Annotated in this window: 24 protein-coding genes and 2 riboswitches; of the genes, 14 read left to right on the forward strand and 10 right to left on the reverse strand. The window is 69.4% G+C overall.

All coding sequences use genetic code 11. From position 1 onward, the window contains the following. The first annotated feature begins 47 nt into the window (after nt 1-47). Nucleotides 48-157, forward strand: a riboswitch (glycine riboswitch). Beyond that, a riboswitch (glycine riboswitch) is annotated at nt 158-269 on the forward strand. An 84-nt stretch (nt 270-353) separates the two neighbouring features. The 6 genes from gcvT (at nt 354) to D571_RS0101175 (ending at nt 8580) form a co-directional block, all read left to right on the forward strand. Then, nucleotides 354-1457, forward strand: coding sequence for a glycine cleavage system aminomethyltransferase GcvT (gcvT, locus tag D571_RS0101150; RefSeq protein WP_018934841.1), 1104 nt, complete (start codon nt 354-356; stop codon nt 1455-1457). A 72-nt stretch (nt 1458-1529) separates the two neighbouring features. Beyond that, complete coding sequence (gene gcvH / locus D571_RS0101155; RefSeq protein WP_018934842.1) at nt 1530-1922, forward strand: glycine cleavage system protein GcvH; 393 nt, start codon at nt 1530-1532, stop codon at nt 1920-1922. 85 nt (nt 1923-2007) lie between these two features. Continuing rightward, nucleotides 2008-3366, forward strand: coding sequence for an aminomethyl-transferring glycine dehydrogenase subunit GcvPA (gene gcvPA / locus D571_RS0101160; protein WP_026287477.1), 1359 nt, complete (start codon nt 2008-2010; stop codon nt 3364-3366). 53 nt (nt 3367-3419) lie between these two features. Beyond that, nucleotides 3420-3947, forward strand: a complete 528-nt coding sequence (gene tpx, locus D571_RS0101165; protein WP_018934844.1) for a thiol peroxidase — start codon at nt 3420-3422, stop codon at nt 3945-3947. Between the two features lie 83 nt (nt 3948-4030). After that, nucleotides 4031-5542: an aminomethyl-transferring glycine dehydrogenase subunit GcvPB gene (gcvPB, locus tag D571_RS0101170; RefSeq protein WP_018934845.1), complete on the forward strand. Its 1512-nt coding sequence runs from the start codon at nt 4031-4033 to the stop codon at nt 5540-5542. A 134-nt stretch (nt 5543-5676) separates the two neighbouring features. After that, the gene (locus D571_RS0101175) at nt 5677-8580 is read left to right on the forward strand and encodes a PAS domain S-box protein (RefSeq protein WP_018934846.1); all 2904 of its coding nucleotides are present in this window, start codon (nt 5677-5679) and stop codon (nt 8578-8580) included. Between the two features lie 37 nt (nt 8581-8617). Here D571_RS0101175 and znuA read toward each other — a convergent pair whose 3' ends face one another. Then, nucleotides 8618-9658 carry a zinc ABC transporter substrate-binding protein ZnuA gene (gene znuA / locus D571_RS0101180; RefSeq protein WP_018934847.1) on the reverse strand — a complete coding sequence of 347 codons (1041 nt, stop codon included), beginning with the start codon at nt 9656-9658 and terminating at the stop codon, nt 8618-8620. 25 nt (nt 9659-9683) lie between these two features. Here znuA and D571_RS0101185 point away from each other — a divergent pair, with 25 nt between their 5' ends. Then, nucleotides 9684-10574 (forward strand): ATP-binding cassette domain-containing protein, encoded by an 891-nt coding sequence (locus tag D571_RS0101185; RefSeq protein WP_232196920.1) that lies wholly within the window; start codon nt 9684-9686, stop codon nt 10572-10574. Beyond that, complete coding sequence (gene znuB / locus D571_RS0101190) at nt 10574-11398, forward strand: zinc ABC transporter permease subunit ZnuB (RefSeq protein ID WP_018934849.1); 825 nt, start codon at nt 10574-10576, stop codon at nt 11396-11398. Before D571_RS0101185 ends, znuB begins: the two co-directional genes overlap by 1 nt. A gap of 6 nt (nt 11399-11404) precedes the next feature. Here the strand turns inward: znuB and D571_RS0101195 are convergent, their stop codons facing one another. Genes D571_RS0101195 through lgt form a run of 4 tightly spaced genes read right to left on the reverse strand, consistent with a single transcriptional unit; the run spans nt 11405 to nt 13823 of the window. Next, the gene (locus tag D571_RS0101195; RefSeq protein WP_018934850.1) at nt 11405-11911 is read right to left on the reverse strand and encodes a dihydrofolate reductase; all 507 of its coding nucleotides are present in this window, start codon (nt 11909-11911) and stop codon (nt 11405-11407) included. After that, entirely contained in the window at nt 11901-12119 is a 219-nt protein-coding gene (locus tag D571_RS0101200; RefSeq protein WP_018934851.1) for a type II toxin-antitoxin system HicB family antitoxin, read from the reverse strand. The genes D571_RS0101195 and D571_RS0101200 overlap by 11 nt, the downstream gene beginning before the upstream one ends. Before the next feature lie 42 nt (nt 12120-12161). After that, nucleotides 12162-12995 carry a thymidylate synthase gene (locus D571_RS0101205; protein ID WP_018934852.1) on the reverse strand — a complete coding sequence of 278 codons (834 nt, stop codon included), beginning with the start codon at nt 12993-12995 and terminating at the stop codon, nt 12162-12164. Between the two features lie 9 nt (nt 12996-13004). Beyond that, nucleotides 13005-13823: a prolipoprotein diacylglyceryl transferase gene (lgt, locus tag D571_RS0101210; protein WP_018934853.1), complete on the reverse strand. Its 819-nt coding sequence runs from the start codon at nt 13821-13823 to the stop codon at nt 13005-13007. A gap of 115 nt (nt 13824-13938) precedes the next feature. On the opposite strand from lgt, the gene D571_RS0101215 reads away from it, so the two are divergent. The 5 genes from D571_RS0101215 (at nt 13939) to D571_RS0101235 (ending at nt 19195) form a co-directional block, all read left to right on the forward strand. Continuing rightward, nucleotides 13939-15975 (forward strand): thioredoxin domain-containing protein, encoded by a 2037-nt coding sequence (locus tag D571_RS0101215; protein WP_018934854.1) that lies wholly within the window; start codon nt 13939-13941, stop codon nt 15973-15975. A gap of 115 nt (nt 15976-16090) precedes the next feature. Beyond that, nucleotides 16091-16504, forward strand: a complete 414-nt coding sequence (locus D571_RS0101220) for a rhodanese-like domain-containing protein (RefSeq protein ID WP_018934855.1) — start codon at nt 16091-16093, stop codon at nt 16502-16504. 147 nt (nt 16505-16651) lie between these two features. Continuing rightward, entirely contained in the window at nt 16652-17461 is an 810-nt protein-coding gene (locus D571_RS0101225) for a GNAT family N-acetyltransferase (protein WP_026287480.1), read from the forward strand. Continuing rightward, on the forward strand, nt 17455-18669 hold the full coding sequence (locus D571_RS0101230) for a glycosyltransferase family 1 protein (RefSeq protein ID WP_018934857.1): 1215 nt from the start codon (nt 17455-17457) through the stop codon (nt 18667-18669). The genes D571_RS0101225 and D571_RS0101230 overlap by 7 nt, the downstream gene beginning before the upstream one ends. Continuing rightward, on the forward strand, nt 18647-19195 hold the full coding sequence (locus D571_RS0101235) for a phosphatase PAP2 family protein (protein ID WP_018934858.1): 549 nt from the start codon (nt 18647-18649) through the stop codon (nt 19193-19195). Before D571_RS0101230 ends, D571_RS0101235 begins: the two co-directional genes overlap by 23 nt. Nucleotides 19196-19214: 19 nt before the next feature. Here D571_RS0101235 and D571_RS0101240 read toward each other — a convergent pair whose 3' ends face one another. Both D571_RS0101240 and D571_RS14410 read right to left on the reverse strand, forming a co-directional pair. Further along, nucleotides 19215-19568 carry a DUF2339 domain-containing protein gene (locus D571_RS0101240; RefSeq protein ID WP_198003758.1) on the reverse strand — a complete coding sequence of 118 codons (354 nt, stop codon included), beginning with the start codon at nt 19566-19568 and terminating at the stop codon, nt 19215-19217. Further along, the gene (locus D571_RS14410; RefSeq protein WP_018934860.1) at nt 19535-19915 is read right to left on the reverse strand and encodes a hypothetical protein; all 381 of its coding nucleotides are present in this window, start codon (nt 19913-19915) and stop codon (nt 19535-19537) included. The genes D571_RS0101240 and D571_RS14410 overlap by 34 nt, the downstream gene beginning before the upstream one ends. 198 nt (nt 19916-20113) lie before the next feature. On the opposite strand from D571_RS14410, the gene D571_RS0101250 reads away from it, so the two are divergent. Next, nucleotides 20114-20851, forward strand: coding sequence for a 1-acyl-sn-glycerol-3-phosphate acyltransferase (locus D571_RS0101250; protein WP_026287481.1), 738 nt, complete (start codon nt 20114-20116; stop codon nt 20849-20851). A 26-nt stretch (nt 20852-20877) separates the two neighbouring features. On the opposite strand, the gene D571_RS0101255 is transcribed toward D571_RS0101250, so the two are convergent. The 3 genes from D571_RS0101255 to D571_RS0101265 are packed head-to-tail and all read right to left on the reverse strand — an operon-like array spanning nt 20878 to nt 23117. After that, complete coding sequence (locus tag D571_RS0101255; protein WP_018934862.1) at nt 20878-21714, reverse strand: symmetrical bis(5'-nucleosyl)-tetraphosphatase; 837 nt, start codon at nt 21712-21714, stop codon at nt 20878-20880. Between the two features lie 6 nt (nt 21715-21720). Next, nucleotides 21721-22104 carry a Co2+/Mg2+ efflux protein ApaG gene (gene apaG, locus D571_RS0101260; RefSeq protein ID WP_018934863.1) on the reverse strand — a complete coding sequence of 128 codons (384 nt, stop codon included), beginning with the start codon at nt 22102-22104 and terminating at the stop codon, nt 21721-21723. Continuing rightward, nucleotides 22101-23117: a glucokinase gene (locus D571_RS0101265; RefSeq protein ID WP_026287482.1), complete on the reverse strand. Its 1017-nt coding sequence runs from the start codon at nt 23115-23117 to the stop codon at nt 22101-22103. Before D571_RS0101265 ends, apaG begins: the two co-directional genes overlap by 4 nt. Between the last annotated feature and the right edge of the window lie 53 nt (nt 23118-23170).

Below are 23170 nucleotides of genomic sequence, written 5' to 3' on the forward strand. Positions count from 1 at the left end.
GGCTGATCGCCTATAATCGGAAACACGTCAGCGGAGCCGAATCTCCGCACATCGTCCTGGAAGAGTTCTGCCGCGCTGCGCCTCGGGCGCGCGCCGCAGACGCCGAAGGCGCAACATCCGCCCGGAATCGCTCAGGCTTCAGGACCGGGATGATGAAACGACGGACTCTGGAGAGCGGCCGGCAGACGGCCCACCGAAGGGGGCGATCGCCCGGGTCCACAGGACCGCGGGGCGCGCAAACTCTCAGGTTTCAGGACAGAGGGGCGGTCGGCAGTAATCCTGCCGGCCGCCCTTTTTTTATGCGCGGATGACCGCGACGCCATCGACGCCGGAACAACTGCAGGACGAAAAGCATGACGCTGAAGAAAACCCCGCTCCATGCCGCCCACGAACGCGCCGGCGCCAAGCTGGTCGATTTCGCCGGCTGGGAGATGCCGCTGCATTACGGTTCGCAGATGGAAGAGCACAAGAAGGTGCGCGCCGGCGCCGGCATGTTCGACGTTTCGCACATGCGCGTGGTCGACATCCATGGACCGCAGGCGCAGGCCTTCCTGCGCTACCTGCTGGCCAACGACGTGGCCAAGCTCAAGACCGAAGGCCGCGCGCTGTACAGCTGCATGCTGAACGAGCGCGGCGGCGTGATCGACGACCTGATCATCTACTGGCTGGGTGGTGACGCCTACCGCGCGGTGGTCAACGCCGCTACCGCCGAGGGCGACATCGCCCACATGCAGTCCGTGGCGCAGGACTTCGACGTGCGCGTGGAGCCGCGTCCGGAGTTCGCGCTGATCGCGGTACAGGGCCCCGAGGCGGTCGCGAAGACGCTGCCGCTGCTGCCGGAAGACCTGCGCGGCGCGGGCGAGCTCAAGCCGTTCTCCGCGCTGTGGAACGACCAGTGGTTCGTTGCGCGCACCGGCTATACCGGCGAGGACGGCTTCGAGGTGATGCTGCCGGCCGCGGAGGCCGAGGGTTTCTGGCAGGCGCTGCTGGACGCCGGGGTCGACCCGGTTGGCCTGGGCGCGCGCGACACCCTGCGCCTGGAGGCGGGGATGAATCTCTACGGCACCGACATGGACACCGAGATCAGTCCGCTGACCGCCAACCTCGGCTGGACCGTGGCGCTGAAGGACGCCGAGCGTGATTTCATCGGCCGTGCGGCCATCGAACGCGAAAAGGCCGCGGGCGTGCAGCAGCGCCTGGTCGGCGTGGTCCTGGAAGGCCGCGGCGTGCTGCGCGGCGGGACGCGCATCGTGACCGACGCCGGCGACGGCGAGGTGACCTCGGGCAGCTTCGCGCCCAGCCTGGGCGTGTCCGTCGGCTTCGCCCGGGTCCCGGCGGCCGCGGCCGATGCCGAGCGCCTGGAGGCGGAGATCCGCGGGAAGCGCCTGCCGGTGCGTGTCGTGCGCCCGGTGTTCGTGCGCAACGGCGAGCCGCAGATCGAACTGCCTTCCGCCTGACGCGGACCGTACAATTGCAGTGCGCAGTGGCTACACTGCGTACCCGGGTTTCAACGCTATAAGGATGAAGTCATGAGCGAAGCACCGAAGGACCTGAAATACACCAAGAGCCATGAATGGGTTCGTACCGAGGACGATGGCACCGTGACCGTCGGCATCACCGACCACGCCCAGGAACTGCTGGGGGATCTGGTGTTCGTCGAGGCCCCGGAGGCCGGCAGCAGCGTGGAGGCCGGTGCGGCCTGCGCCACGGTCGAGTCGGTCAAGGCCGCCTCCGACATCTACGCCCCGATCGCGGGTGAGGTGACCGAGGCCAACGAGGAGCTGGCCGACAGCCCCGAGAAGGTCAACGAGTCGCCCTTCGATGAAGGCTGGCTGTTCCGGATGAAGCCGGCGAACGCCGGGGATCTGGACGGCCTGATGGACGCGGACGCCTACGCCGCGCACGTCGAAGCCGAATCCTGAAGCCACCGGCGGCGGTCGGACCCCGGTGCCGGTGCGGCATCGGGGCGCCGCCGAAGAACTTCGCGTCAGCGAAAGCGAGAAAGTCATGCCGTTTATCCCGCATACCGAAGAAGACATCCGTTCGATGCTCGAGTCCATCGGCGCCGACTCCGTGGAGGATCTGTTCGACGAGATCCCGGCCGGTCTGCGCGCGCCACCGCTGGACGGCATCCCCGAGGGTCTCAACGAAATGGGGATCTCCCGCCTGATGCAGGAGCGGGCCGCCCGTGACGGCATGCCCTCGAATTTCATCGGCGCCGGGGCGTACGAGCACCACATCCCGGCGGCCGTGTGGCAGATCGCCACCCGCGGCGAGTACTACAGCGCCTACACGCCCTACCAGGCGGAGGCGTCGCAGGGCACGCTGCAGCTGATCTACGAATACCAGACCATGATGGCCCGCCTGACCGGCATGGAGGCCTCCAACGCCTCGCTGTATGACGGCGCGTCCGCGCTGGCCGAGGCCGTGCTGATGGCGGTGCGTGTGAACCGCCGCTCGAAGAGCAAGCGGGTGCTGGTCCCGGGGGCGCTGAATCCGGTGTACCGCCGCGTGATCGACACCCTGATCGGCAACCAGGGCATCGAGCTGATCGAGGTCCCGTTCGACGAGACCACCGGCCAGACCCCGGTGGAGGCGCTGGCCGCGCACGCCGACGACGACATCACCGCGATGATCATCAGCCAGCCGAACTTCTTCGGCATCCTCGAGGACGTGGACGGCCTGACCGGCTGGGCCGAGGAGCGCGAAGTCCCGGTGATCGGCGTGGTCAATCCGGTCTCGCTGGCGCTGCTGAAGCCACCGGGCGAGTGGGGCGGCAACGGCGTCGACATCGTGGTGGGCGAGGGCCAGCCGCTGGGCGCGCCGTTGTCCTCCGGCGGGCCGTATTTCGGTTTCATGACCACGCGCAAGAAGCATATCCGGCAGATGCCGGGGCGCATCGTCGGTCGTGCCGAGGATGCCGACGGCAAGTCGGGCTTCGTGCTGACGCTGCAGGCCCGCGAGCAGCACATCCGCCGCTCCAAGGCCACATCCAACATCTGCACCAACCAGGGGCTGGTCGTGACGGCCGCGACCATCCACATGTCCATGCTGGGCGACGAGGGCCTGACCCGGGTGGCCGAGGCCTGCTACGCCAACACCCATGCACTGGTGGAAAAGCTCGCCGCGAAGGGCATCAAGCCGCGTTTCACCGGCGAGTACTTCCACGAGGTGGCGCTGGATTTCGGTGGCGATGCCGCCGGGCAGCTGCAGGCAATGGCCGATGCCGGCGTGCTCGCCGGGCATGACCTGGGCCGGGACTATCCGGCGCTGGACGGCTGCGTGCTGGCCTGCGTCACCGAGACCAAGAACGAGAACGATCTGGAGCAGTACGTGGCTGCCTGCGAGAAGGCCCGCGCGGCCTGAGCGGGGAGCCATTTCACGCGACGTGCAATACCCCAACCGCCGAGGAGGCTGACATGGCCGAGACCAAGCTGCAGGGCAACACGATCCACACCAACGGCGACCTGCCCCACGTGGGCTCGCCGGCTCCGGACTTCAAGCTGACGGGCAAGGACCTCAACGATGTCACGCTTGCCGATTTCGGCGACAAGCGCAAGCTGATCTACATCGTGCCCAGTCTCGACACGCCGGTGTGTGCCGAGTCGACCAAGAAGCTCAACCAGTTCGTCGAGCAGCGCCCCGACGTGCATGCGCTGATCGTCTCCGCCGACCTGCCCTTCGCGATGGACCGTTTCTGTTCGGTGGAGGGGCTGGAGCGCGTCACGGTGCTGTCGATGATGCGTGATCGCAACTTTGCCAAGGACTACGGCGTGCTGATCCAGGACGGTCCGCTGGCCGGGGTCACGGCCCGCGCGATGCTGGTGCTGGATGCCGACAACCTGGTGATGCATGCCCAGCTGGTCCCCGAGATCGGCGACGAACCCGACTACGACGCGGTCTTCGCCGCGCTGGACGACCGGGCGACGCTGAGCCCGACCCAGTAACGCGACAGGCCTCCGGCGCGCCCCGCGCGGTCGAGATCCGCCGGGGCGCGCCGTCTACCCGAATACCGAAGCGAGAAACCGCCATGAACACCACGGAAACCAAGCTGATCTTCGAACATTCCCACGCCGGTCGCTCCGCCGTGGCCCAGGCCCCGCAGGCGCACGCGGCCACGGCCATCCCCGCGCACCTGCGGCGGAAATCGGCGCCCGGCCTGCCGGCCGCCTCGGAGCTGGACGTGGTGCGTCACTACACGCGGCTGTCGCAGAAGAATTTCTCCATCGACACCGAGTTCTATCCGCTGGGCTCGTGCACGATGAAATACAACCCGCGCGCCTGTAACAGCCTCGCGATGCTGCCCGGGTTCCTGAACCGTCATCCGCTGGCCCCCGCCAGCCACAGCCAGGGCTTCCTGCAGACCATGTACGAGCTGCAGGAGATGCTGCGCGAGGTCACCGGGATGCAGGATGTGTCGCTGGCGCCGATGGCGGGCGCGCAGGGCGAGTTCACCGGCGTGGCCATGATCCGCGCCTATCACGATGCCCGGGGCGACACCGAGCGTCGCGAGATCATCGTCCCCGACGCCGCGCACGGTACCAACCCGGCCACCGCGATCATGTGCGGCTACGAGGTGCGCGAGATCCCCACCGACGAGACCGGGGACGTGAACCTCGAGGCACTCAAGGAGGCCGTCGGTCCGCAGACCGCCGGTATCATGCTCACCAATCCGTCCACCGTGGGCGTGTTCGAGCGCCGCATCGAGGAGATCGCGAAGATCGTGCACGACGCCGGCGGCCTGCTGTACTACGACGGCGCCAACCTCAATGCCATCCTCGGCAAGGTGCGCCCGGGCGACATGGGCTTCGACGTGATCCACATGAACCTGCACAAGACCTTCTCCACGCCGCACGGCGGGGGCGGTCCGGGCTCCGGCGCGGTGGGCGTGGGCGAGCGGCTGCTGCCGTACATGCCGGTGCCGCACGTGGAGCAGGACGGGCAGGGTGGCTACCGCCTGGCCGACGAGGCCGACCGGCCCGAGACCATCGGCCGGCTGTCGGCGTTCATGGGCAACCCGGGGGTGCTGCTGCGCGCCTATGTGTACATGCGCATGCTGGGCCGCGAAGGCATGGTGCGGGTGTCGGAGTTCGCCACCCTCAATGCCAACTACCTTGCGCGAGAGCTGAAGGCCGCCGGCTTCGATCTGGCCTATCCGGAACGCCGTGCGACCCACGAGTTCATCGTCACGCTGAAGAAGCAGGCGAAGGAGACCGGCCTGACCGCCGGAGACGTGGCCAAGCGGCTGCTGGATCACGGGTTCCATGCGCCCACCACCTACTTCCCGCTGCTGGTGCCGGAATGCCTGCTGGTGGAGCCGACCGAGAGCGAGTCCAAGGAGACCCTGGACGCCTTTGTCGAGGCGATGGCCTGCATCCTGGCCGAATCGGCGGACGACATCGACACCATCAAGTCGTCGCCGCACAACCTGCCGAACCGCCGCTTCAACGAGGTGGCGGCGGCCAAGGCACTCGACCTGGTGTACCAGGAACCTGCGGACGACTCCGCCGACGCACAACCGCGCAGCGGTACCCACGGCTGACGCGCCCGGTTTCTGCGGTCGATGTCACGAGAACGCCCCCGATCCGGGGGCGTTTCTGTTTGCGCGCGTGTCGGTGCCTCAGTGCCATGCTAGGGTAAAAGACCGAGGAGACTGAGCAGGAAGGTACCGATTCGGTGATCCCGCAAGCCGAAACCGTGACTCCGGAGCCGGACGCGTTCGCACGGGCAGCCGTGGGTCTGGTGGTGCTGGATGCGGCGGGTCGTATCGACCGTGCGAATCCTCGGTTTGCGGCCTGGCTGGGGCGTCCGGCCGGGGATCTGGTCGGATGCCCGCTGGGGGAACTCGTCCGGCCCGTGGAACGGGAACGACTGGAAGAGGCCCTGCGGGAGGTCCGGCACGATGGCGCAGCCGAAAGGGACCTGCAACTGCGCCTCGCCACCGAGGATGACGATGCCCTGGCCGTGCGGGTAACCTTGACCCGCGGGGGACACGAGGGGGTGCTGGCCACCGTGCAGCGCACGGGCGAGCCGCCCCTTCCCGAGGACCCGCCCGCGGCCGGCGAGCATCATCCCACCGGTGTCCTTGAGGGCCGTCTGTTGCAGAGCCTGGAGGAAGGGGTGTTCGGGGTCGACCGCGGCGGCCGCTACACCTTTCTCAATCCGGCGGCCTGTCGACTGCTGGGATTTGCCTCGGAGGCGCAGGTGCTGGGACGCGATTCCCACGCAACCTCGCATCATTCTCACCTCGACGGTTCTCCCTACCCCCACGAGGAATGCCCGATCCATCGGGTATTGCGCAGCGGAGAACCGGTGGAGGCCTGGGAGGACACCTTCTGGCGCGCGGACGGGAGCCCGTTTCCGGTGCGGGTGTACGCGGCGCCACTGTGGGGCGTGCACGGTGCAATCGAAGGCGTCGTCGTCTCGTTCCAGGACGAAACCGTGCGCCAGGAGCGGGAGGGCCGTCTGGCCAAGGCGGCGCGCAACCTGCCCGGTGCGATCTTCCAGTACCGCCAGTATCCCGACGGCCACGCCGTCTTTCCGTACGCCAGCGACGGGGCGCAGCAGGTCTTCGGTGTGAGCGCGGAGCAGGTGATGCGCGACCCGGCGGTCGCGTTTTCCCGCGTGCACGACGACGACCTGGTGCAGGTGCAGGCCAGCATCGCGGCCTCGGTGCGCGAGATGCAGCCCTGGCACGTCCGCTTCCGCGTACGCCACCCGGCGAATGGCTGGATCTGGGTCGAGGGGCGCTCCACCCCCGAGGCCCTGACGGACGGCAGCGTGCTGTGGCACGGGGTGATGATCGACATCAGCGAGAGGATGGCGGCGGAACAGGCCCTGCGCGAGCGCGAGCGGGAACTGTCCGAGGCGCAGGCCATGGCGCATGTGGGCAGCTGGGTGTGGGAGCTGGCGGAAGACCGGATGTACTGGTCGGACGAGGTGTACCGCATCCTGGGCCAGACCCGCGACGAGCAGGGGGCGAGCCTGCAGCGCTTCCTGGACGCGGTGCACCCGGACGATCGCGCGCGGGTGGATGCAGCAGTGCGGGCAGGTCTGGAAGGCGAACCCTATGACCTCCACTTCCGCGTGCAGTGTCCGCACGGCGCCGAGCGACAGGTGCACCTGCGGGCTGCCGTGGAGCTGGACGAGCACGGTCGGCCGTCACGCCTGGTGGGGACCGGACAGGATCTGACCGAATGGTTCGAGCTGGAAGAGAACCAGCGCCGGTTGATCGACATCCTCGAAGGTACGCCGGACGTGGTCGCGATGCATGACCCCGACGGCGCGATGCTGTTCATGAATGCGGCGGGCCGGCATCTGTTCGGGCTGCCGGAGGCGCCGGCGGAGCCGTGGTGCTCCGGGACGGGCTGGGATACCCGTGGGCTCCCCGGTGAGGAGGGGCTGGAGGCCACGGTCCATCGCTTCCAGCCGCCGTGGGCGGCGCGCAGGACCCTCGAGGAGGCGATGCCGGTGGCATTGCGGGACGGCGTGTGGGAGGGCGAGACCGCGGTGGTGGACCGAGACGGGCGCGAGGTGCCGGTGTCGCAGGTCATCGTCGTGCGGCGCGACGACCGCGGAGAGGTAAGCCAGATTTCGACCATCATTCGGGACATTTCCGGGCGCAAGGCGATCGAGGATGCCCTGCGCGAGAGCGAGACCCGCTTCCTCCAGCTGGCCTCCAGCGTCGAGGAGGTGTTCTGGCTGCGCGAGGAGGACCGCCTGCTGTACGTGAACCCGGCTTTCGACGCCCTCTGGGGTCTCAGTCGGGAGCGGCTGTATGCTGAACCTGAAGCGCTGCTGGGCCCGGTGCATGCCGATGATCGGGCCCACGTCGCCGACGTGATCCGCACGCAAACCGGGCGACGGACGGGCGGAGAGGAGACCTTCCGGCTGCTGCGCCCCGACGGCGACGTTCGCTGGGTCCGTCTGCGCTGCTATCCGGTGGCCGATGTCGAGGGCAACGTGACGCGCAGCGCGGCGACCGCGGTGGATGTGACCGAACTCAAGCACACCCAGCAGCAGCTGGAACACGCGAACGCGGAACTCGAACGCCAGGCGTTCTTCGACCGGCTGACGGGGGCCGCCAACCGGCGCTATTTCGAGAGCCTGCTGGATCGCGAAGCCGAGCGAGCGGAGCGTTACGGGACACCGTTTGCGCTGGTGATGTTCGACCTCGACCACTTCAAGCGGGTCAATGACACCTGGGGCCACGATACCGGCGACGTGGTGCTGCAGGAGGTCGCGCGGATCGCGGATGAGCGCCTGCGCGAGCCGGATGTGCTGGGGCGCTGGGGTGGCGAGGAATTCATGATCCTGCTGCCCGGGGATTCCGTGGCGCAGGCCGGAGTGGCGGCCGAGGCGGTGCGGGCGCGGGTCGCGGAACACGGGTTCCCGCAGGTCGGACAGGTCACCATCTCGCTCGGCGTGGCCGGCCACCGTCCGGGCGAACCCCGCAAGGAGCTGCTGCGCCGGGTGGACGAGGCGCTGTACCGCGCCAAGCGGGAGGGGCGCAACCGGGTGGTGATGGCCGGCGACGGGTTCGATACCGCCGACGGTTGTACGGGACACGGCGCCGAGTAACGAGCCTGCCTGCGCGCGGGCGCCTTGCGACGCGGGTTTATTCGCGCTTCATGCAGTCCAGGAAGCCGTCCGCCAGATCCTCCATCAGTTCGAACCAGGCCTCCGGGCCGGGCCGGATGTCCACGCCGACCGGGTCCAGTTGCCCCAGGCGCGTCGCGTGACCTTCCACGATGGTCTCGGCCAGCGCCGGGCGGAACTGCGGCTCGGTGAACAGGCAGGTGACATCGTCCCCGGACAGGCGGTCGCGCAGTTCGCTGATGCGCCGCGCCCCCGGACTGCGGGACGGGTCGATGGTGATGGAGCCGGCCGCGTTCAGGCCGTAATGCGCCTCGAAATACTGGTAGGCGTCGTGGAACACCACGAAGGGCTCGTCACCGACCGGCTCCAGGCGCTCCTTCAGTTCGGTATCGAGCGCGTCGATGCGTTCCAGCATGCGGTCGCGGTTGTCTTCCAGAGCGCCGGCCTTGTCGGGGAAATTCTCGCTGAGTCGGTCGGCAAGCTGCGTCACGATCGCCCGGGCGTTGTCGGGTGACAGCCAGATGTGGGCGTCCTGGTGGCCATGTGCGTGATCATGCCCATGGTCGTGGTCATGTCCGTGGTCGTGGTCATAGTCATGGTCATGCCCGTGATCATGGTCATCGCCAGGCCCTTCTTCGTGGGTCTCGTCATGCGCCGCATCATGGTCGTGATCGTGGTCATGCGGTTCCCAGACCCCGCCCGAGCGCGTGGGCAGCAGATCGAGCTCCATGTCCTCCATCAGGGTGACGACCGTGGTACCTTCTCCCCGATTGCGCAGGGGTGATTCGAGGAAGGTTTCCAGATCCGGGCCGACCCAGACCACCACGTCGGCGTTCTGCAGGCGCCGGGCCTCGGACGGGCGCATGGAGTAGCCATGCGGGGAGGCATCGGGCGGGAGCAGGACATCGGCCTCCATCACGTCGTCGACCAGTCCCGCGACCAGTCCGTGGATCGGGAGGATGCTGGTAACGACCCGCGGACCGTCCGCCTGTGCCGGGGCGGCCAGTGTGGCGCTGGCGAGCAGGGTGCCGGCGAGCAGGGGGAAACGTTGGCGCATCATGACCGGGGCTCCGTCTGGGATCTGGATGTTATACAATACCACCATGTTTGCGAACGTCCACAACTGGTTGCGCGGCGAGCGTGCAGGCCGCCACCCCCGGCCACGCCCGGCGCGCGGTTCCGGGCCGCTGGTAGGGGCCCGCGAGGTGACGGTGCAGCGGGGCGGGCGGACGATCCTCGACCGCGTGTCGATGGCCGTGCACCCGGGCGAGGCGGCGATGATCATCGGGCCCAACGGGGCGGGCAAGACCAGTCTGCTGCGCGTGCTGATGGGGCTGTGGCAGCCGGATGGCGGTCGGGTCGAACGCGCCCCGGATCTGCGGGTCGGGTACATGCCCCAGCGGCTGCAGATCGAACCGGTGCTGCCGCTGTCGGTCAATCGCTTCCTGCGCATGCGCCAGCGACTGCCGCGGCGTGAACTGCTGGCCAAGCTGGAACGGGTGGGGGTCGGACACCTGATCGATTCGCCGATCCAGTCCCTGTCCGGCGGCGAGACCCAGCGGGTGCTGCTGGCGCGGGCATTGCTGGGCGAGCCCGATCTGCTGGTGCTGGACGAACCGGCCCAGGGGGTCGACGTGGTCGGGCAGGGCGACGTGTTCGCGATGCTGGACGACATTCGTCGCGAAACCGGCTGCGGGGTGCTGATCGTCTCGCACGACCTGCATTTCGTGATGGCCGGTGCCGAGACGGTGATCTGCCTGAACCAGCATGTCTGCTGCACCGGAAACCCCGAGGAGGTCTCGCGTCATCCGGAATACCGGCGCCTGTTCCCCAGCGTGGACCTGCGGGGCCTGGCGGTCTACACCCATGATCACAACCACGTGCACGGCCTGCACGGCGAGGTGCGCCCGCTGGATGGAGAGGGCACGGACGCCTCCTGCGACGATCCGCAACATGGTCCGGGGTGCCGCCACTGATGGACATCGCCGGCTGGCTGGACGACTTCCTGGTGCGGGCCGTGCTCGCGGGGCTGATGGTGGCCGCCGTGGCCGGGCCGCTGGGGGCCTTCGTGGTGTGGCGGCGCATGGCCTATTTCGGCGACACGGTGTCGCACTCGGCACTGCTGGGGGTGGCCCTGGGTTTCCTGCTGGGGCTCAATCTCAACCTGATGGTGACGCTGGTCTGCATCGCCATCGCGGTGCTCCTGGTGATCCTGCAGCGCTATCAGGAGCTGGGCTCGGACACCCTGCTGGGGATCCTCGCGCACAGCGCGCTGTCGCTGGGGATCGTGGCCGTGGCCTTCGTCGAGGGGCTGCGGGTGGACCTGATGGCCTATCTGTTCGGCGACATCCTCGCGGTGGGGCGCGACGACCTGCTGGCGATCGCCATTGGCGGGCTGATCGCGCTGGTGCTGCTGATCGCGCTGTGGCGGCCTCTGCTGGCGCTGACCGTGCACGAGGAACTGGCGCGGGTGGAGGGCGTGCGGGCCCTGCCGGTGCGCCTGGGCATGATGCTGCTGATCGCGCTGGTGATCGCGGCGGCGATGCAGGTGGTGGGCGTGCTGCTGATCACGGCGCTGATGATCATCCCGGCGGCCACTTCACGACGCTTCGCCCGCACCCCCGAGCAGATGGCGATCCTCGCCGGGGTCCTGGGCATGCTCGCGGTGGGCGCCGGGATCGCGGGGTCGTTCCACTGGGATACCCCCACCGGGCCGAGCATCGTGGTCGCGGCCCTGCTGGGGTTCATCCTGGTGCAGCTGCTGCCCGCGCGGCTGCTGCCGCGCTTCGGCACGCGCTGATCCGGCTCAGCGCCGCTCCAGACGCTCGAAGGTGAACGCGCAGGCGTGGTGCTCGTCGGCCGGGTGGTATTCCGACTCGGTCAGCGTCCATTCCGCGGGATCGATGGCGGGGAAATACGTATCGCCGGGATGGCGTTCGTGCACCCGGGTCAGGTGCAGGACCCGGGTGCGCGGCAGGGCCTCGGCGAACAGCCCGGCACCGCCGATGACGAACGCCGGCCCCGAATCGATATTCGCCAGCGCTTTGTCCAGGTCGGGAAAGACCTCGACGCCCTCGGGTTGCTGCCAGTCGGTCTGTCGGGACAGGACCAGGTTGCGGCGCCTCGGCAGCGGTCGGCCGATGGATTCGAACGTGCGCCGGCCCATGATCACCGGATGGCCGGCGGTCACCCGCTTGAAGTGCCGCAGGTCGTCCGGCAGCCGCCACGGCAGGTCGTTGTCGCGCCCGATCACGTGATCCGGGTCCAGCGCCACGATGATATGGATCTCGGGTCCCCGGGCCTCAGGCTGCATCGATTCGCACGGTTTCGCTGGAATGGTGCGGTTCGGGAATCGGCTCGCCTTCGTCGTGCAGGGCTTCCAGGTGCATGGTGATCGCCTCGCGAATCGCGGCCATGACTTCCTCGCGGCTGTCACCGGTCGCGATGCAGCCGGGAAGATCCGGCACATAGGCTCCCCAGCCGCCGTCGCCCTGCTGGATAATGACCGTGTATTGTTTCATGGTCGCCTCCCGGTCCTCAGAACCAATCTAGCGCATGGCTGGCTAGATGGCGATGGGGGCGCGGATGGCGGGGTGGGACTGGTAGTCGCGGACCTCGATGTCGTCGAAGCGGAACGCGAACAGGTCGCGCACCTCCGGGTTGAGGTGCAGGGTCGGCAGCGGCAGCGGGTCGCGCTCCAGCAGGGTGTCGACCTGCTCGGCGTGGTTGGCGTAGAGGTGCGCATCGCCCAGGGTATGGACGAATTCGCCCGGCTCCAGGTCGACCACCTGCGCGATCATGTGGGTCAGCAGGGCATAGCTGGCGATGTTGAAGGGCACGCCGAGGAACACGTCGGCACTGCGCTGGTAGAGCTGGCAGGACAGCCGGCCGTCGGCCACGTAGAACTGGAACAGGGCGTGGCAGGGGGCGAGGGCCATGCGGCCCTCGGCCGCGTTCTCCTGCGGGGCGCGGGTCTCGTCCGGCAGTTCGGCGACGTTCCACGCGGATATCACGTGGCGCCGGGAGTGCGGCCGGGTGCGGAGGTTGTCCAGCAGCTCCGTCAGCTGATCGTGGGTGCCTCCGTCGGGCAGCGGCCAGGAACGCCACTGGGCGCCGTAGATCGGGCCCAGTTCACCGCCCTCGGTGGCCCATTCATCCCAGATGGTTACCTTGTTGTCGCGCAGGTAGCCCACGTTGGTGTCCCCCGCGAGGAACCACAGCAGCTCGTGGATGACCGAGCGCAGATGGGTCTTCTTGGTGGTGACCAGGGGGAAGCCCTGCGCCAGGTCGAAGCGCATCTGGTAGCCGAACACCGAGCGCGTCCCGGTGCCGGTGCGGTCCGGGCGGTCGCTGCCGTGGTCGCGGATGTGGCGGACGAGGTCCAGATATTGCCGCATGGTGCGTCCTCAGGGCTTGCCGGAGGTGTCCGGGCGGGGTTCGGGCAGGGGGTTGCGGCGCGACCATACGATCAGGCCGAGGCCGAACAGGATCACCGGCAGTGACAGGACCTGGCCCATGGTGACCCAGCCGAAGGCGAGATAGCCGATGTGCGCGTCCGGTTCGCGCACGAATTCCACCACGAAGCGGAACGCGCCGTACAGAGTCAGGAACAGGCCCGAGATCAAACCGGTCCGCCGCGGCTGGCGCGACACCAGCCACAGCACCACGAACAGGATCACGCCTTCGAGAAAGGCCTGGTAGAGCTGCGAGGGATGACGGGGCACGTAGTCGGCCGCGGGGAAGACCATCGCCCACGGCAGGTCGGTGGGCTTGCCCCACAGCTCGCCGTTGATCCAGTTGCCTACGCGGCCGGCACCCAGCCCAATGGGGATCAGCGGGGCGACGAAATCGGTCAGGCGGAAGAACGGCTGGTGCAGATGTCGGGCGTACAGCCAGGCGGTGACCAGCACGCCGATCAGCCCGCCGTGGAAGGACATCCCGCCCTCCCACAGCCGGATCAGGCTGACCGGATCGGCCAGCACGCCGTCGAGGTTGTAGAACAGCGCATAACCCAGGCGGCCGCCGATGATCACGCCGATCGCGCCCCAGAACAGCAGGTCGCCGACCTGGCGCGGCTCCAGCGGATCCCAGTCACGCGAGCGCGCGCGCCAGACCCCCAGCCCCCAGAAGGCCAGGAATCCGATGACGTACATCAGCCCGTACCAGTGGATGCTGATCGGGCCCAGGGAGAACGCGACCGGATCGATAAACGGGTGAGTGGGCATGGGCGCTTGCGATGGCCGAAAGAGCCGCACATCCTACCGGTCCTGCAGGGCATTCGCACGCATCGGGACCGTCTCCGTCCCGGCTTTCGCCACCCATCTTTCCAGGGAGGTCGCCATGAACCGTCTCGCCGGCGCCAGCAGCCCGTATCTGCAACAGCACGCGGACAATCCGGTCGACTGGTATCCGTGGGGCGAGGAGGCCCTGGAGCGGGCGCGGACCGAGGACAAGCCAATCCTGCTGTCGATCGGGTACTCCGCCTGCCACTGGTGCCACGTGATGGCGCATGAATCCTTCGAGGATCCGGCGACCGCCGAGGTCATGAACCGCCGTTACGTGAACATCAAGGTGGATCGCGAGGAGCGTCCGGATCTGGATCGCATCTACCAGAACGCGCACATGCTGCTGGCGCAGCGCCCGGGCGGCTGGCCGCTGACGGTGTTCCTGACCCCGGACCAGGTGCCGTTCTTCGCCGGGACCTACTTCCCGAATACCCCGCGGCACGGCCTGCCGTCGTTTGTCGACCTGCTCAACCGTGTGGCCGATTTCCTCGCCGAACACCCGGAGGAGATCCGGCGCCAGAACGATTCGCTGCAGCAGGCGCTCACGCGGATCTACAACCCCGAGGGCGGCAGCATCCCGGCGCTGAGCGTGGTGGACAAGGCCCGCGCGGAACTGGCGCAGAGCTTCGACGCGGAGCATGGCGGTTTCGGCGATGCGCCCAAGTTTCCGCATCCGGCCTCGCTCGACTGGCTGGCCTGGCATGCGGCCCGCCACGGCGACGGCGAGTCCCGCCGCATGCTGGACACCACCCTGGACGCGATGGCCGCTGGCGGGCTGTTCGACCAGGTCGGCGGCGGTTTCTGTCGCTATTCGGTGGACACCCGCTGGATGATCCCGCATTTCGAGAAGATGCTGTATGACAACGGGCCGCTGCTGGGGCTGTACGCCGAGCGCGCGGCACGCGGCGACGCCCGTTCGCGGCGGGTCGCGGAGCAGACGGTGGCATGGCTCGAGCGCGAGATGCGGGATGCCAGCGGGGCCTTCTGTTCCAGCCTGGACGCCGATTCCGAAGGCGAGGAAGGGCGCTTCTACGTCTGGGACCCGGAGACCGTGGAGGCGCTGCTGCCGGCCGAGGAATGGGCGGTCGCGGCGCGCGTGTGGGGTCTGCAGGGGCCGCCCAACTTCGAGGGCCGCTGGCACCTGCATGAAGTAGCGCCGCCGGACACCGTCGCGGATGCCCTGGGGATCGCCCCGGAGGAGGCGGCGTCCCGCCTGGACCGGGCGCGCGAACGACTGCTGCAGGCACGCGAGGAGCGCATGCGCCCGCATCGCGACGACAAGCTGCTGGCGGGCTGGAACGCGCTGATGATCACCGGTCTGGCGCGCGCCGCCCGCGCGCTGGATCGCCCCGACTGGCTGGCGCTGGCACAGGACGCAATGGCGGCTGTGCGGCGCCTGCACTGGCACGACGGCCGCCTGTACGCCAGCTATCGCGCGGGGGCGACCTCGGCCATGCCGCGCGCCTGCCTCGACGACTATGCCGCGCTGCTGGAGGCGACCCTGGCGCTGCTGGAGACCGAATGGGACAGCGAGCTGCTGGACTGGGCCGTGACCCTGGCCGGTACCCTGATGGAGGACTTCCACGATGACGCCAGCGGCGGCTTCTTCTACACCGCGCGCGACCACGAGGCCCTGATCCAGCGGCCCAAGGTGTATTCCGACGACGCCATGGCCGCCGGCAACGGGATCGCCACGCAGTGCCTGATCCGGCTGGGGCACCTGCTGGCCGAGCCGCGCTACCTGGAGGCGGCCGAGGGCACCCTGGCCAATGCCGGACCGATGATCGAACAGGCGCCGATGGGCCACATGAGCCTGCTGGTGGCGCTCGACATGCATTATCACGCCCCGCCGCTGGTGGTCCTGCGCGGGCAGGGCGAGGCGCTCGCCGAGGCGCACCGCACGCTGGCCGGCGCGGATGGCGCGGCGCGGGTGTTCCCGATTCCCGACGACGCCACCGGCCTGCCGGAGGCACTGGCCGGCAAGGCCCCGCGCGCGGGCGGGCCGCGCGCCTGGCTGTGCCGCGGTCTGCACTGCGAACCCCCGGTGGACGACCCCGCGACGCTGGCGCAGCGTCTGGCGGCGGGTGAATGACGCCCCCGGAGTAACACTGAGCCGGAGAAACACTGAGCTTGAAATCGGCGGCGAAGCCCTCAAACTGCAAGGGTTATCCAACCGTCAAAACTTCACCGAACAAAAGGAATGCCCCATGAGCGAAAAGCTGATGAAGGACTTCGTCGCCGCGGCGCGCGAGAACATCCGTGAGATCTCCCCGGAGGAGCTGCACGAGGCGCGGCAGAAGGGCGAGGACTGGACCCTGGTCGACGTGCGCGAGCCCTACGAATACGAACGCGCCCACGTGCCGGATTCGCTGCTGATCCCGCGCGGCCTGCTGGAAGGTGCCGCCGACCCCAATACCCCCCATCGCATCGAGGCGCTGTACTCCGCGCGCGAAAAGCCCGTCGCCATCATCTGCGCCACCGGCGGCCGCGCCGCCCTGTCGGTGCTGCGCCTGCAGGAGATGGGCTTCACCAACGTGGTCAACGTCGCCGGCGGCATGAAATCCTGGGAAGGCGAGGACCTGCCGGTCGAATCCGGCGCCTACACCGGCCAGCTGCCGTAGGCCCGAGCCGCCCTTTCCTGCCCGACCGGGCCGCTGCAGCCAGCCGGCGGTTGCCTCCGGCCCGGTCACCCAAACGTCACGCGCCGGTCAAGGCGCTGCAAGCCGATGGCCGTAGTCTCCCGAGGCATGACCCGTGGAGACTTCGCCATGTCCGATTCGCCCCTTCATGCGACACATTCCGCCGATCCCGGTTACGAATGGCGCGTGGCCCGTGACCGCGAAGAACTGAGGGCAGCCCAGCGTCTGCGTTTCCGGGTCGCGGCGGAGCATCGCGGTCGCTACCTGCCGGCGCGTCTGGCCGGGCTGGATCGTGACCCGCTGGATGCCTGGGGCCACCATCTGCTGGTATTCGCCCGCGGCACGCGCGAACCGGTGGCCTGTGCCCGTCTGCTGGTGGAGGAGACCGCGGCTGCGGCGGGCGGCTTCCCGGGCCTCGAGGACTTCGATCTCGGCCCGCTGATGGCCCTGTCCGGTCGCGGCGCGGAGCTCGATCGCGTCCGTTTCCTGCCCGGGTTCGAGGAGCGTGAAGCAGCGGTCGCCGCGCTCTGGCGCGGGGTGACCCGTCTGCTGGAAAGCCTCGACTGCCGCTACCTGATCGCGCGCACGTCGCTGCCTCTGGATCGCCATACGCCGGCCAGCCTTGCCTGGTTGCGCAATTTCCGTCGCACCCCGTCGCGGTGCCGCGTGGGCCCGCGCAAACCGCTTCCCAATGCCCTGACGATCTGGCACGGCATGCCGTCGGCGGAGGGCCTGCCGCCGCTGGCCCGGTCGTGGCTGGCCTTCGGGGCGAAGGTCGCCGGCGAGCCATCGCGTGACGTCAGCGGAGATGCGGCCAGCCTCCTGATGCTGCTGCGGCGCGCCGATATCCCCGCACGCTTTCGCTCGGCGGAGCCGTGGCATTCTGGGGCTGGCAGCGACGCCGCCGGCCCGGGGCGTTTCGCCTCGGGGGAATGGTGATCATGGCGGCGAGCCCGCGCGTGGCCGTGGTGACCGAGACCTGGCCACCCGAGATCAATGGCGTGGCCCTGACCCTGCACCGCCTGGTGGAAGGGATCCGCGAAGGTGGCTGGCAGGCCGGGGTCGTGCGTCCCCGCCAGGCGGTGGACCGGGCGCGCGGTCCGCAGCCGGTGGCGGAGGAAGACGAATACCGGGTACCGGGGTTGCCGCTCCCGGGCTATCCGGGCCTGCGCATGGGGTTGCCGGTGCGTCAGCGTCTGCTGCGACGCTGGTCACGCCTGCGGCCCGATGTCGTGCATGTGGCCACCGAGGGCCCGCTGGGGCACGCGGCACTGAGCGCCGCCCGTCGCCTCGGCATCCCCGTCAGTTCGGCCTTTCACACCCGATTCGATGGCTACGCCCGGCATTACGGCATGCGCTGGGCCGAGCCTCTGGCGCTGGAGATGCTGCGGCGCTTTCACAATCGTTGCCATGCCACCCAGGTCCCGACCCGGACCCTGGCCAGAGAACTGGAGTCGCACGGCTTCCACGGTGTACGGGTGCTGGCGCGGGGGGTGGATTCTGCGATGTTTCACCCCGGCCGGCGGTCGTGGTCCCTGCGCCAGGAATGGGGTGGCGGCGTGGACGCGCCGGTGCTGATGAGCGTGGGGCGGCTGGCGCCGGAGAAATCACCCGAAGACGTCATTCGCGCCTGGGAAGCGGTCCGCACCCGCCTGCCGAATGCGCGTCTGGTTATGGTCGGGGACGGACCGTCGCGTCCCGCCCTGGAGGCCCGCCACCCCGAGGTGATCTTTGTCGGCATGCGTACCGGCGAGGACCTCGCGGCCCATTACGCGAGCGCCGACCTGTTCGTGTTCGCCTCACGATCCGAGACCTTCGGTAACGTGGTGATCGAAGCGATGGCCAGTGGTCTGCCGGTGCTGGCCTTTGACCGCGCCGCGGCGCGCGAACACCTGCGCGACGGCGAGAACGGCGTGCGGGTGCCGGTCAGCGGTCATGCGGATCGGGACAGCGAGGCGTTCGCCGGTGTGGCACTGCGTCTGGCGGAAAAGCGTCGGCGTGACCGCCTGGCCTGGAAGGGCATGGGCGAGGCCGCCCGCCTGCGGGCCGAGGGACTGGACTGGTCCTGCATCGTGGCCCATTTCGCCGCCCAGCTGGAAGAACTCCTTGCGGAGGAGGGGCGCCATGCGTCTGCTGCAGCGGGTTGACCATCTCGACGGCCGTGTCGCTCGCCGCTGTAACCGGTTCGCGCGGCATCCGCTCGTCAGTCGGTTCTTTGCCGTCGTCTCGCGACTGGGCAATGGCGGGGCCTGGTACGCGATCATGCTTGCACTGCCGGCGATCCATGGGTACTGGGCGTGGACGGTCAGCCTGCACATGATGGCCGTGGGTCTGGTGTCGATGCCGCTCTACCGGGTACTCAAGCAGGGGGCCGGCCGGCCGCGGCCTTACCGGCGCCACGATGATCTGTTGCCGGGGGTGCCTCCGCTGGACGAGTTCAGCTTTCCGTCCGGGCACACCATGCACGCCGTGGGTTTCACGGTCGTGCTGGTGGCCTGGCTGCCGGCCTGGGCCTGGCTGGTGGTGCCGTTCGCGCTGCTGGTGGCCATGTCGCGCCTGGTGCTGGCACTGCACTATCCCAGCGACGTGGCGGTGGGGGCGCTGATCGGCGCATTGATCGCCGGTGCCAGCCTGGCGCTGGTTCCGTGGTTGCCTCTGCCGGTTCCGGTCTGAGGCGCACGGGCGAGCGCGCTCAGGCGCCCGTGCGGTGTTCGCGGCCGAAGCGCTGGTGGAGATAGGCGGTGGCCAGCAGGACCAGACCCAGGCCCATGAAGGACAGTGCCCGCAGTACGCCGGAAAGACCGGCAAGGTCGATCAGGAAGACCTTGAGGATCACCACCACCAGCAGGGTCATGCCCACTCCGTAGATCTCGCGACTGGCATAACGGATGCCCCCGGCCAGGCCGGCCAGGGCCATCAGCAGCCAGGCCAGCGAGTGGCTGTAGAGTTCACCACCCGGCAGCCCCGCGCTGTAGTGCACGGTGCCGTGCCACAGATGGCGAACCTGCAGGGTCACGAACAGCCAGCCGCCCACAGCAGCGGCCACGCCCAGCAGTATCCTCCATGCAGCATCGAACCACTGGCGCCCCCGGCAGCCACAGCAGCGCCGGTAAGGCATAGGCCCGCCACAGGAGGCCGGGGCCTGCCGACGGTGGGCGTGAACCGGACGGTGCAGCGGGGCGTGCCCCTGCGGATGCGGGGTGCCGGGGCGGGCTCGGTGTCGGCCGTGGTGGTTCCCGCGGCCTGCGGGGCGTGTGCCTCCAGCGTCGTCAGGCGGGCCTCCAGCGCGCTCACGCGTTGGCGCAGCCGCCAGGCGATCACGGTCGCCACCGGGCCCAGTCCCGGCAGCACGATCACGCCGAGCAAAAAGAGTCGTTCCATCCAGTCGAGCACGCCGCACTCCCTGCCGCACCCGGGCCGGGATCCCGGGATCGGGCTCATCCTAAAACGCTTCGGCAAGGCCTGCAGTCCCCCGGCGCGGACGGGTCTCGTTTACCATGGGCGGCGCGATCGGGGCACGCGCAATCCCGCGGTGGTCCCGCAACACAAGGGACGGGCATGAGAGGTACGGCAAGAGGGGTATTTCGGCTGATTCGGATCGTGGGGCATCTGCTGTTTGGCGTCTGGATCACCTGGCGGCTGCAGCGACGGCAGGCGGGCCTCGAGGCGCATTCGCAGGTACGGCGGGCCTGGTACCGGCGCGCGCTGCGGCTGGCGGGGGTGCAGTTCGAGGTTACCGGGACGGCGCCGGGCGCGCCCTCGCTGGTGGTCGCGAATCACGTGTCCTGGCTGGACATCCCGTTGCTGGGAGCCGCGCTGGATCCGTGTTTCCTGTCCAAGGCGGAGATCGCCCGCTGGCCGGTGATCGGCTGGCTGGCGCGGCGCCACGGGACCCGGTTCATCCGGCGTGGCGCCCACGAGGCGCGCGCCCACGTGGACGCGATGCGCGAGGGACTGGATGCGGGGCGCCACTTCGCGGTGTTTCCGGAGGGGACGACCACCCGGGGCCACGGCATGCGGCGCTTCCACCCGCGGCTGTTCGCCGCGGTCACCGACACCGCACACCCGGTGCAGCCGGTGGCGCTGGATTACGAGACCCGCAACGATGGCGTGGTGCCGGTCTCGTTCGCCGGTCCCGACCGTCTGGTGCCCAACGTGTGGCGACTGCTGTGCCGACCGTCCACCCGGGTGACGGTGCGCGTGCTGGACCCACTGGAAGGCGGGGAGCGGCCCCGAAGGGAGCTGGCCGAGCGCTCGCGCGCGCAGATCGTCGAGGCGCTGGAGCTGCCCGCCGAGCCGATCCAGGACCCGCGGCCGGGACAGGGCTGACCCCCCGGGTCGCGCTCAGATCCCGATCATGTCGCGGGGCAGGTGACCCGTTCGACGGGCGCGGTCTGCGGCGTGGCACCGTCCAGACGTGCCAGGCTCATCGCGTTCCCCCATACGCAGCCGCTGTCCAGCGCCAGCCAGTCGGGGCCGCGGCGGTGACCCAGCGCGGCCCAGTGGCCGAACACCACCGGGGTGCCGCGGCTGCGTCGCCCGGGGTGGTCGAACCACGGTACCAGGCTGGTTGGCGCCTCCTCGGGCGGGCCATTGCTGGCGAACTCCAGCGTGGCGTCGGCGTCGGCCCCGACCATGCGCATGCGGGTGAAGCCGTTGATGGTGAAACGCAGGCGATCGAAGCCCGCGAGAGTCGGGTCCCAGCGCGTCGGCGTGTCGCCGTACATCACCTCCAGCAGGGCGCGGCGCCGGTCGCGGTCGCGCAGCTCGGCCTCCACCCGCCGGGCCTCGGCGGCGGCGGTCTCCCGGTCCCATGCCGGCGGGATGCCGGCGTGCACCAGGTTCCAGCCGCTGGCGGAATCCGTGTGCAGCAACGGCCGCGTGGCCACCCATTCCAGCAGCTCCGCGGCATCCGGGGCGTCCAGCACGTCGCGCAGGGTGTCACGGCGGCCCGGTTCGCGCAGCCCATCGGCGGCGGCCAGCAGGTGCAGGTCGTGATTGCCCAGCACCGTCGTCGCGGCCGCGCCCAGCGAGCGCACGCGCCGCAGGCAGCCGGCCGAATCGGGGCCGCGGTTGACCAGATCGCCGACCAGCCAGAGGTGATCACGGGCGGGATCGAATCCTACGCGTTCCAGCAGGCGTTCCAGCGGATCCAGGCAGCCCTGCAGGTCGCCGACGGCGTACAGTGCCATGGGCGCTCAGTGCAGCGCGCGCGGTACGGACAGGGTGAAGGGCGGGATCGGGGCCTCGAAGGTGTGGCCCTGTTCGTCCTGCATCTCGTAGCTGCCTTCCATCATGCCTACCGGGGTCTCGATCACGGTGCCGCTGGTGTATTCGAAGGACTCGCCGGGGGCGATGTGCGGCTGTTCCCCGACCACGCCTTCGCCGCGTACCTCCTGGGTCTGGTCGCGGCCGTCGCGGATGATCCAGTGGCGGTTGAGCAGCTGCACGCTGCGTTCGCCGGCGTTGCGGATCACCACGTGGTAGGCGAAGACGTAGCGGTCTTCCTCGGGTTCCGACTGGTCTTCGACATAGGCGCTGGAGACCTCGATCTCCACCGGCTGTTCCTGTTGCATCGTCATGGGGCAGGGGCTCCGTGGTCCCGGGCCCGGGAAGCGGCCACCGCCGCCCCCAGCAGACCCGGCTCGGGATGGATGATCAGTTCCACCGGCAGGCGTTCCAGCAGGTCTTCCATCGGCGGGCGTGCGCGGAAGGCCTCGCGGAAGGCCGGTGCGAGAAAATGGTCGGCCCAGCGCGGGGCAATGCCGCCGCCGATAAAGACGCCGCCGCGTGGCAGGGCCGTCAGGGCCATGTCGGCCAGCTGGCCGGCATACAGGGTCACGAAGCGGCGTATCACCGCCAGCGCGGCCGCGTGGCCGGTGTCGGCCAGCGTGCTGATTGCGGCGGCGGGCTCGGCGGCGGCCAGCGCGCGCCCCAGCTCCGGGTCGTCACGGCGCTCCAGCTCGAAGCGCCCGATGCGCGCGATGCCGCGCCCGCTGAGCAGATGTTCCCGGGTGCAAAGGCCGGCCTCGGCGGTGACGAAGGCAGCCAGTTCGTTCTCCTCGGCATCGGCCGGGGAGAAACGCGCGTGGCCGCCTTCACCCGGATGGATCGCCGGCGGAACGGGTTCGCCGTCTCCGGTCGTGTTCGGGGTTACCAGACAGGTGCCCAGCCCGGTGCCCGCGCCGGTGACCAGCCGCGGTCCGCTCGGATCCGCTTCGCCCTGCTGCAGGATCAGCCGGTCTTCCGGCGTCAGGGCCTCCAGACAGGCGCCGACCGCCGCGAAATCGTTGAGCAGGGCGACCGGCACGCCGGCGCTCGCCGCCAGGTCGCTGGCGGTGAGCGCCGGCCAGTCGAGGTTGGTGACGCGCGCGTGTTCTCCGTGCACCGGACCGGCCACCGCCAGTCCGGCACCCCGGAACTGCACCCCGGCCTGTTCCGGCCGCGCCAGCCAGTCCGCGAGGATCGCGTCCGGTCCGGGGTACTCGCGGCTGGGGTAGCGGGTGATGGCGTGCAGGTGCCAGGTTCCGTGCGCGTACTCGGCCCGCGCCAGGCGGGTGTTGGTCCCGCCGACGTCGGCGACGATCAGCTGCATGCGTTCCCTGCCGGTCATGGCTCCATGGTAACGCGAACGTCCCTCGCCGGGAG

Origin of the sequence: Thioalkalivibrio sp. ALJ24, assembly GCF_000377785.1 — a bacterium.
Lineage (GTDB): Bacteria > Pseudomonadota > Gammaproteobacteria > Ectothiorhodospirales > Ectothiorhodospiraceae > Thioalkalivibrio.

Coding starts and splice junctions, on each gene's coding strand:
- gcvT (WP_018934841.1), top strand. CDS start 354: ATGACGCTGAAGAAAACCCCGCTCCATGCCGCCCACGAACGCGCCGGC.
- gcvH (WP_018934842.1), top strand. CDS start 1,530: ATGAGCGAAGCACCGAAGGACCTGAAATACACCAAGAGCCATGAATGG.
- gcvPA (WP_026287477.1), top strand. CDS start 2,008: ATGCCGTTTATCCCGCATACCGAAGAAGACATCCGTTCGATGCTCGAG.
- tpx (WP_018934844.1), top strand. CDS start 3,420: ATGGCCGAGACCAAGCTGCAGGGCAACACGATCCACACCAACGGCGAC.
- gcvPB (WP_018934845.1), top strand. CDS start 4,031: ATGAACACCACGGAAACCAAGCTGATCTTCGAACATTCCCACGCCGGT.
- znuA (WP_018934847.1), bottom strand. CDS start 9,658: ATGATGCGCCAACGTTTCCCCCTGCTCGCCGGCACCCTGCTCGCCAGC.
- D571_RS0101185 (WP_232196920.1), top strand. CDS start 9,684: ATGTTATACAATACCACCATGTTTGCGAACGTCCACAACTGGTTGCGC.
- znuB (WP_018934849.1), top strand. CDS start 10,574: ATGGACATCGCCGGCTGGCTGGACGACTTCCTGGTGCGGGCCGTGCTC.
- D571_RS0101195 (WP_018934850.1), bottom strand. CDS start 11,911: ATGCAGCCTGAGGCCCGGGGACCCGAGATCCATATCATCGTGGCGCTG.
- D571_RS0101200 (WP_018934851.1), bottom strand. CDS start 12,119: ATGAAACAATACACGGTCATTATCCAGCAGGGCGACGGCGGCTGGGGA.
- D571_RS0101205 (WP_018934852.1), bottom strand. CDS start 12,995: ATGCGGCAATATCTGGACCTCGTCCGCCACATCCGCGACCACGGCAGC.
- lgt (WP_018934853.1), bottom strand. CDS start 13,823: ATGCCCACTCACCCGTTTATCGATCCGGTCGCGTTCTCCCTGGGCCCG.
- D571_RS0101215 (WP_018934854.1), top strand. CDS start 13,939: ATGAACCGTCTCGCCGGCGCCAGCAGCCCGTATCTGCAACAGCACGCG.
- D571_RS0101220 (WP_018934855.1), top strand. CDS start 16,091: ATGAGCGAAAAGCTGATGAAGGACTTCGTCGCCGCGGCGCGCGAGAAC.
- D571_RS0101225 (WP_026287480.1), top strand. CDS start 16,652: ATGTCCGATTCGCCCCTTCATGCGACACATTCCGCCGATCCCGGTTAC.
- D571_RS0101230 (WP_018934857.1), top strand. CDS start 17,455: ATGGTGATCATGGCGGCGAGCCCGCGCGTGGCCGTGGTGACCGAGACC.
- D571_RS0101235 (WP_018934858.1), top strand. CDS start 18,647: ATGCGTCTGCTGCAGCGGGTTGACCATCTCGACGGCCGTGTCGCTCGC.
- D571_RS0101255 (WP_018934862.1), bottom strand. CDS start 21,714: ATGGCACTGTACGCCGTCGGCGACCTGCAGGGCTGCCTGGATCCGCTG.
- apaG (WP_018934863.1), bottom strand. CDS start 22,104: ATGACGATGCAACAGGAACAGCCGGTGGAGATCGAGGTCTCCAGCGCC.
- D571_RS0101265 (WP_026287482.1), bottom strand. CDS start 23,117: ATGCAGCTGATCGTCGCCGACGTCGGCGGGACCAACACCCGCCTGGCG.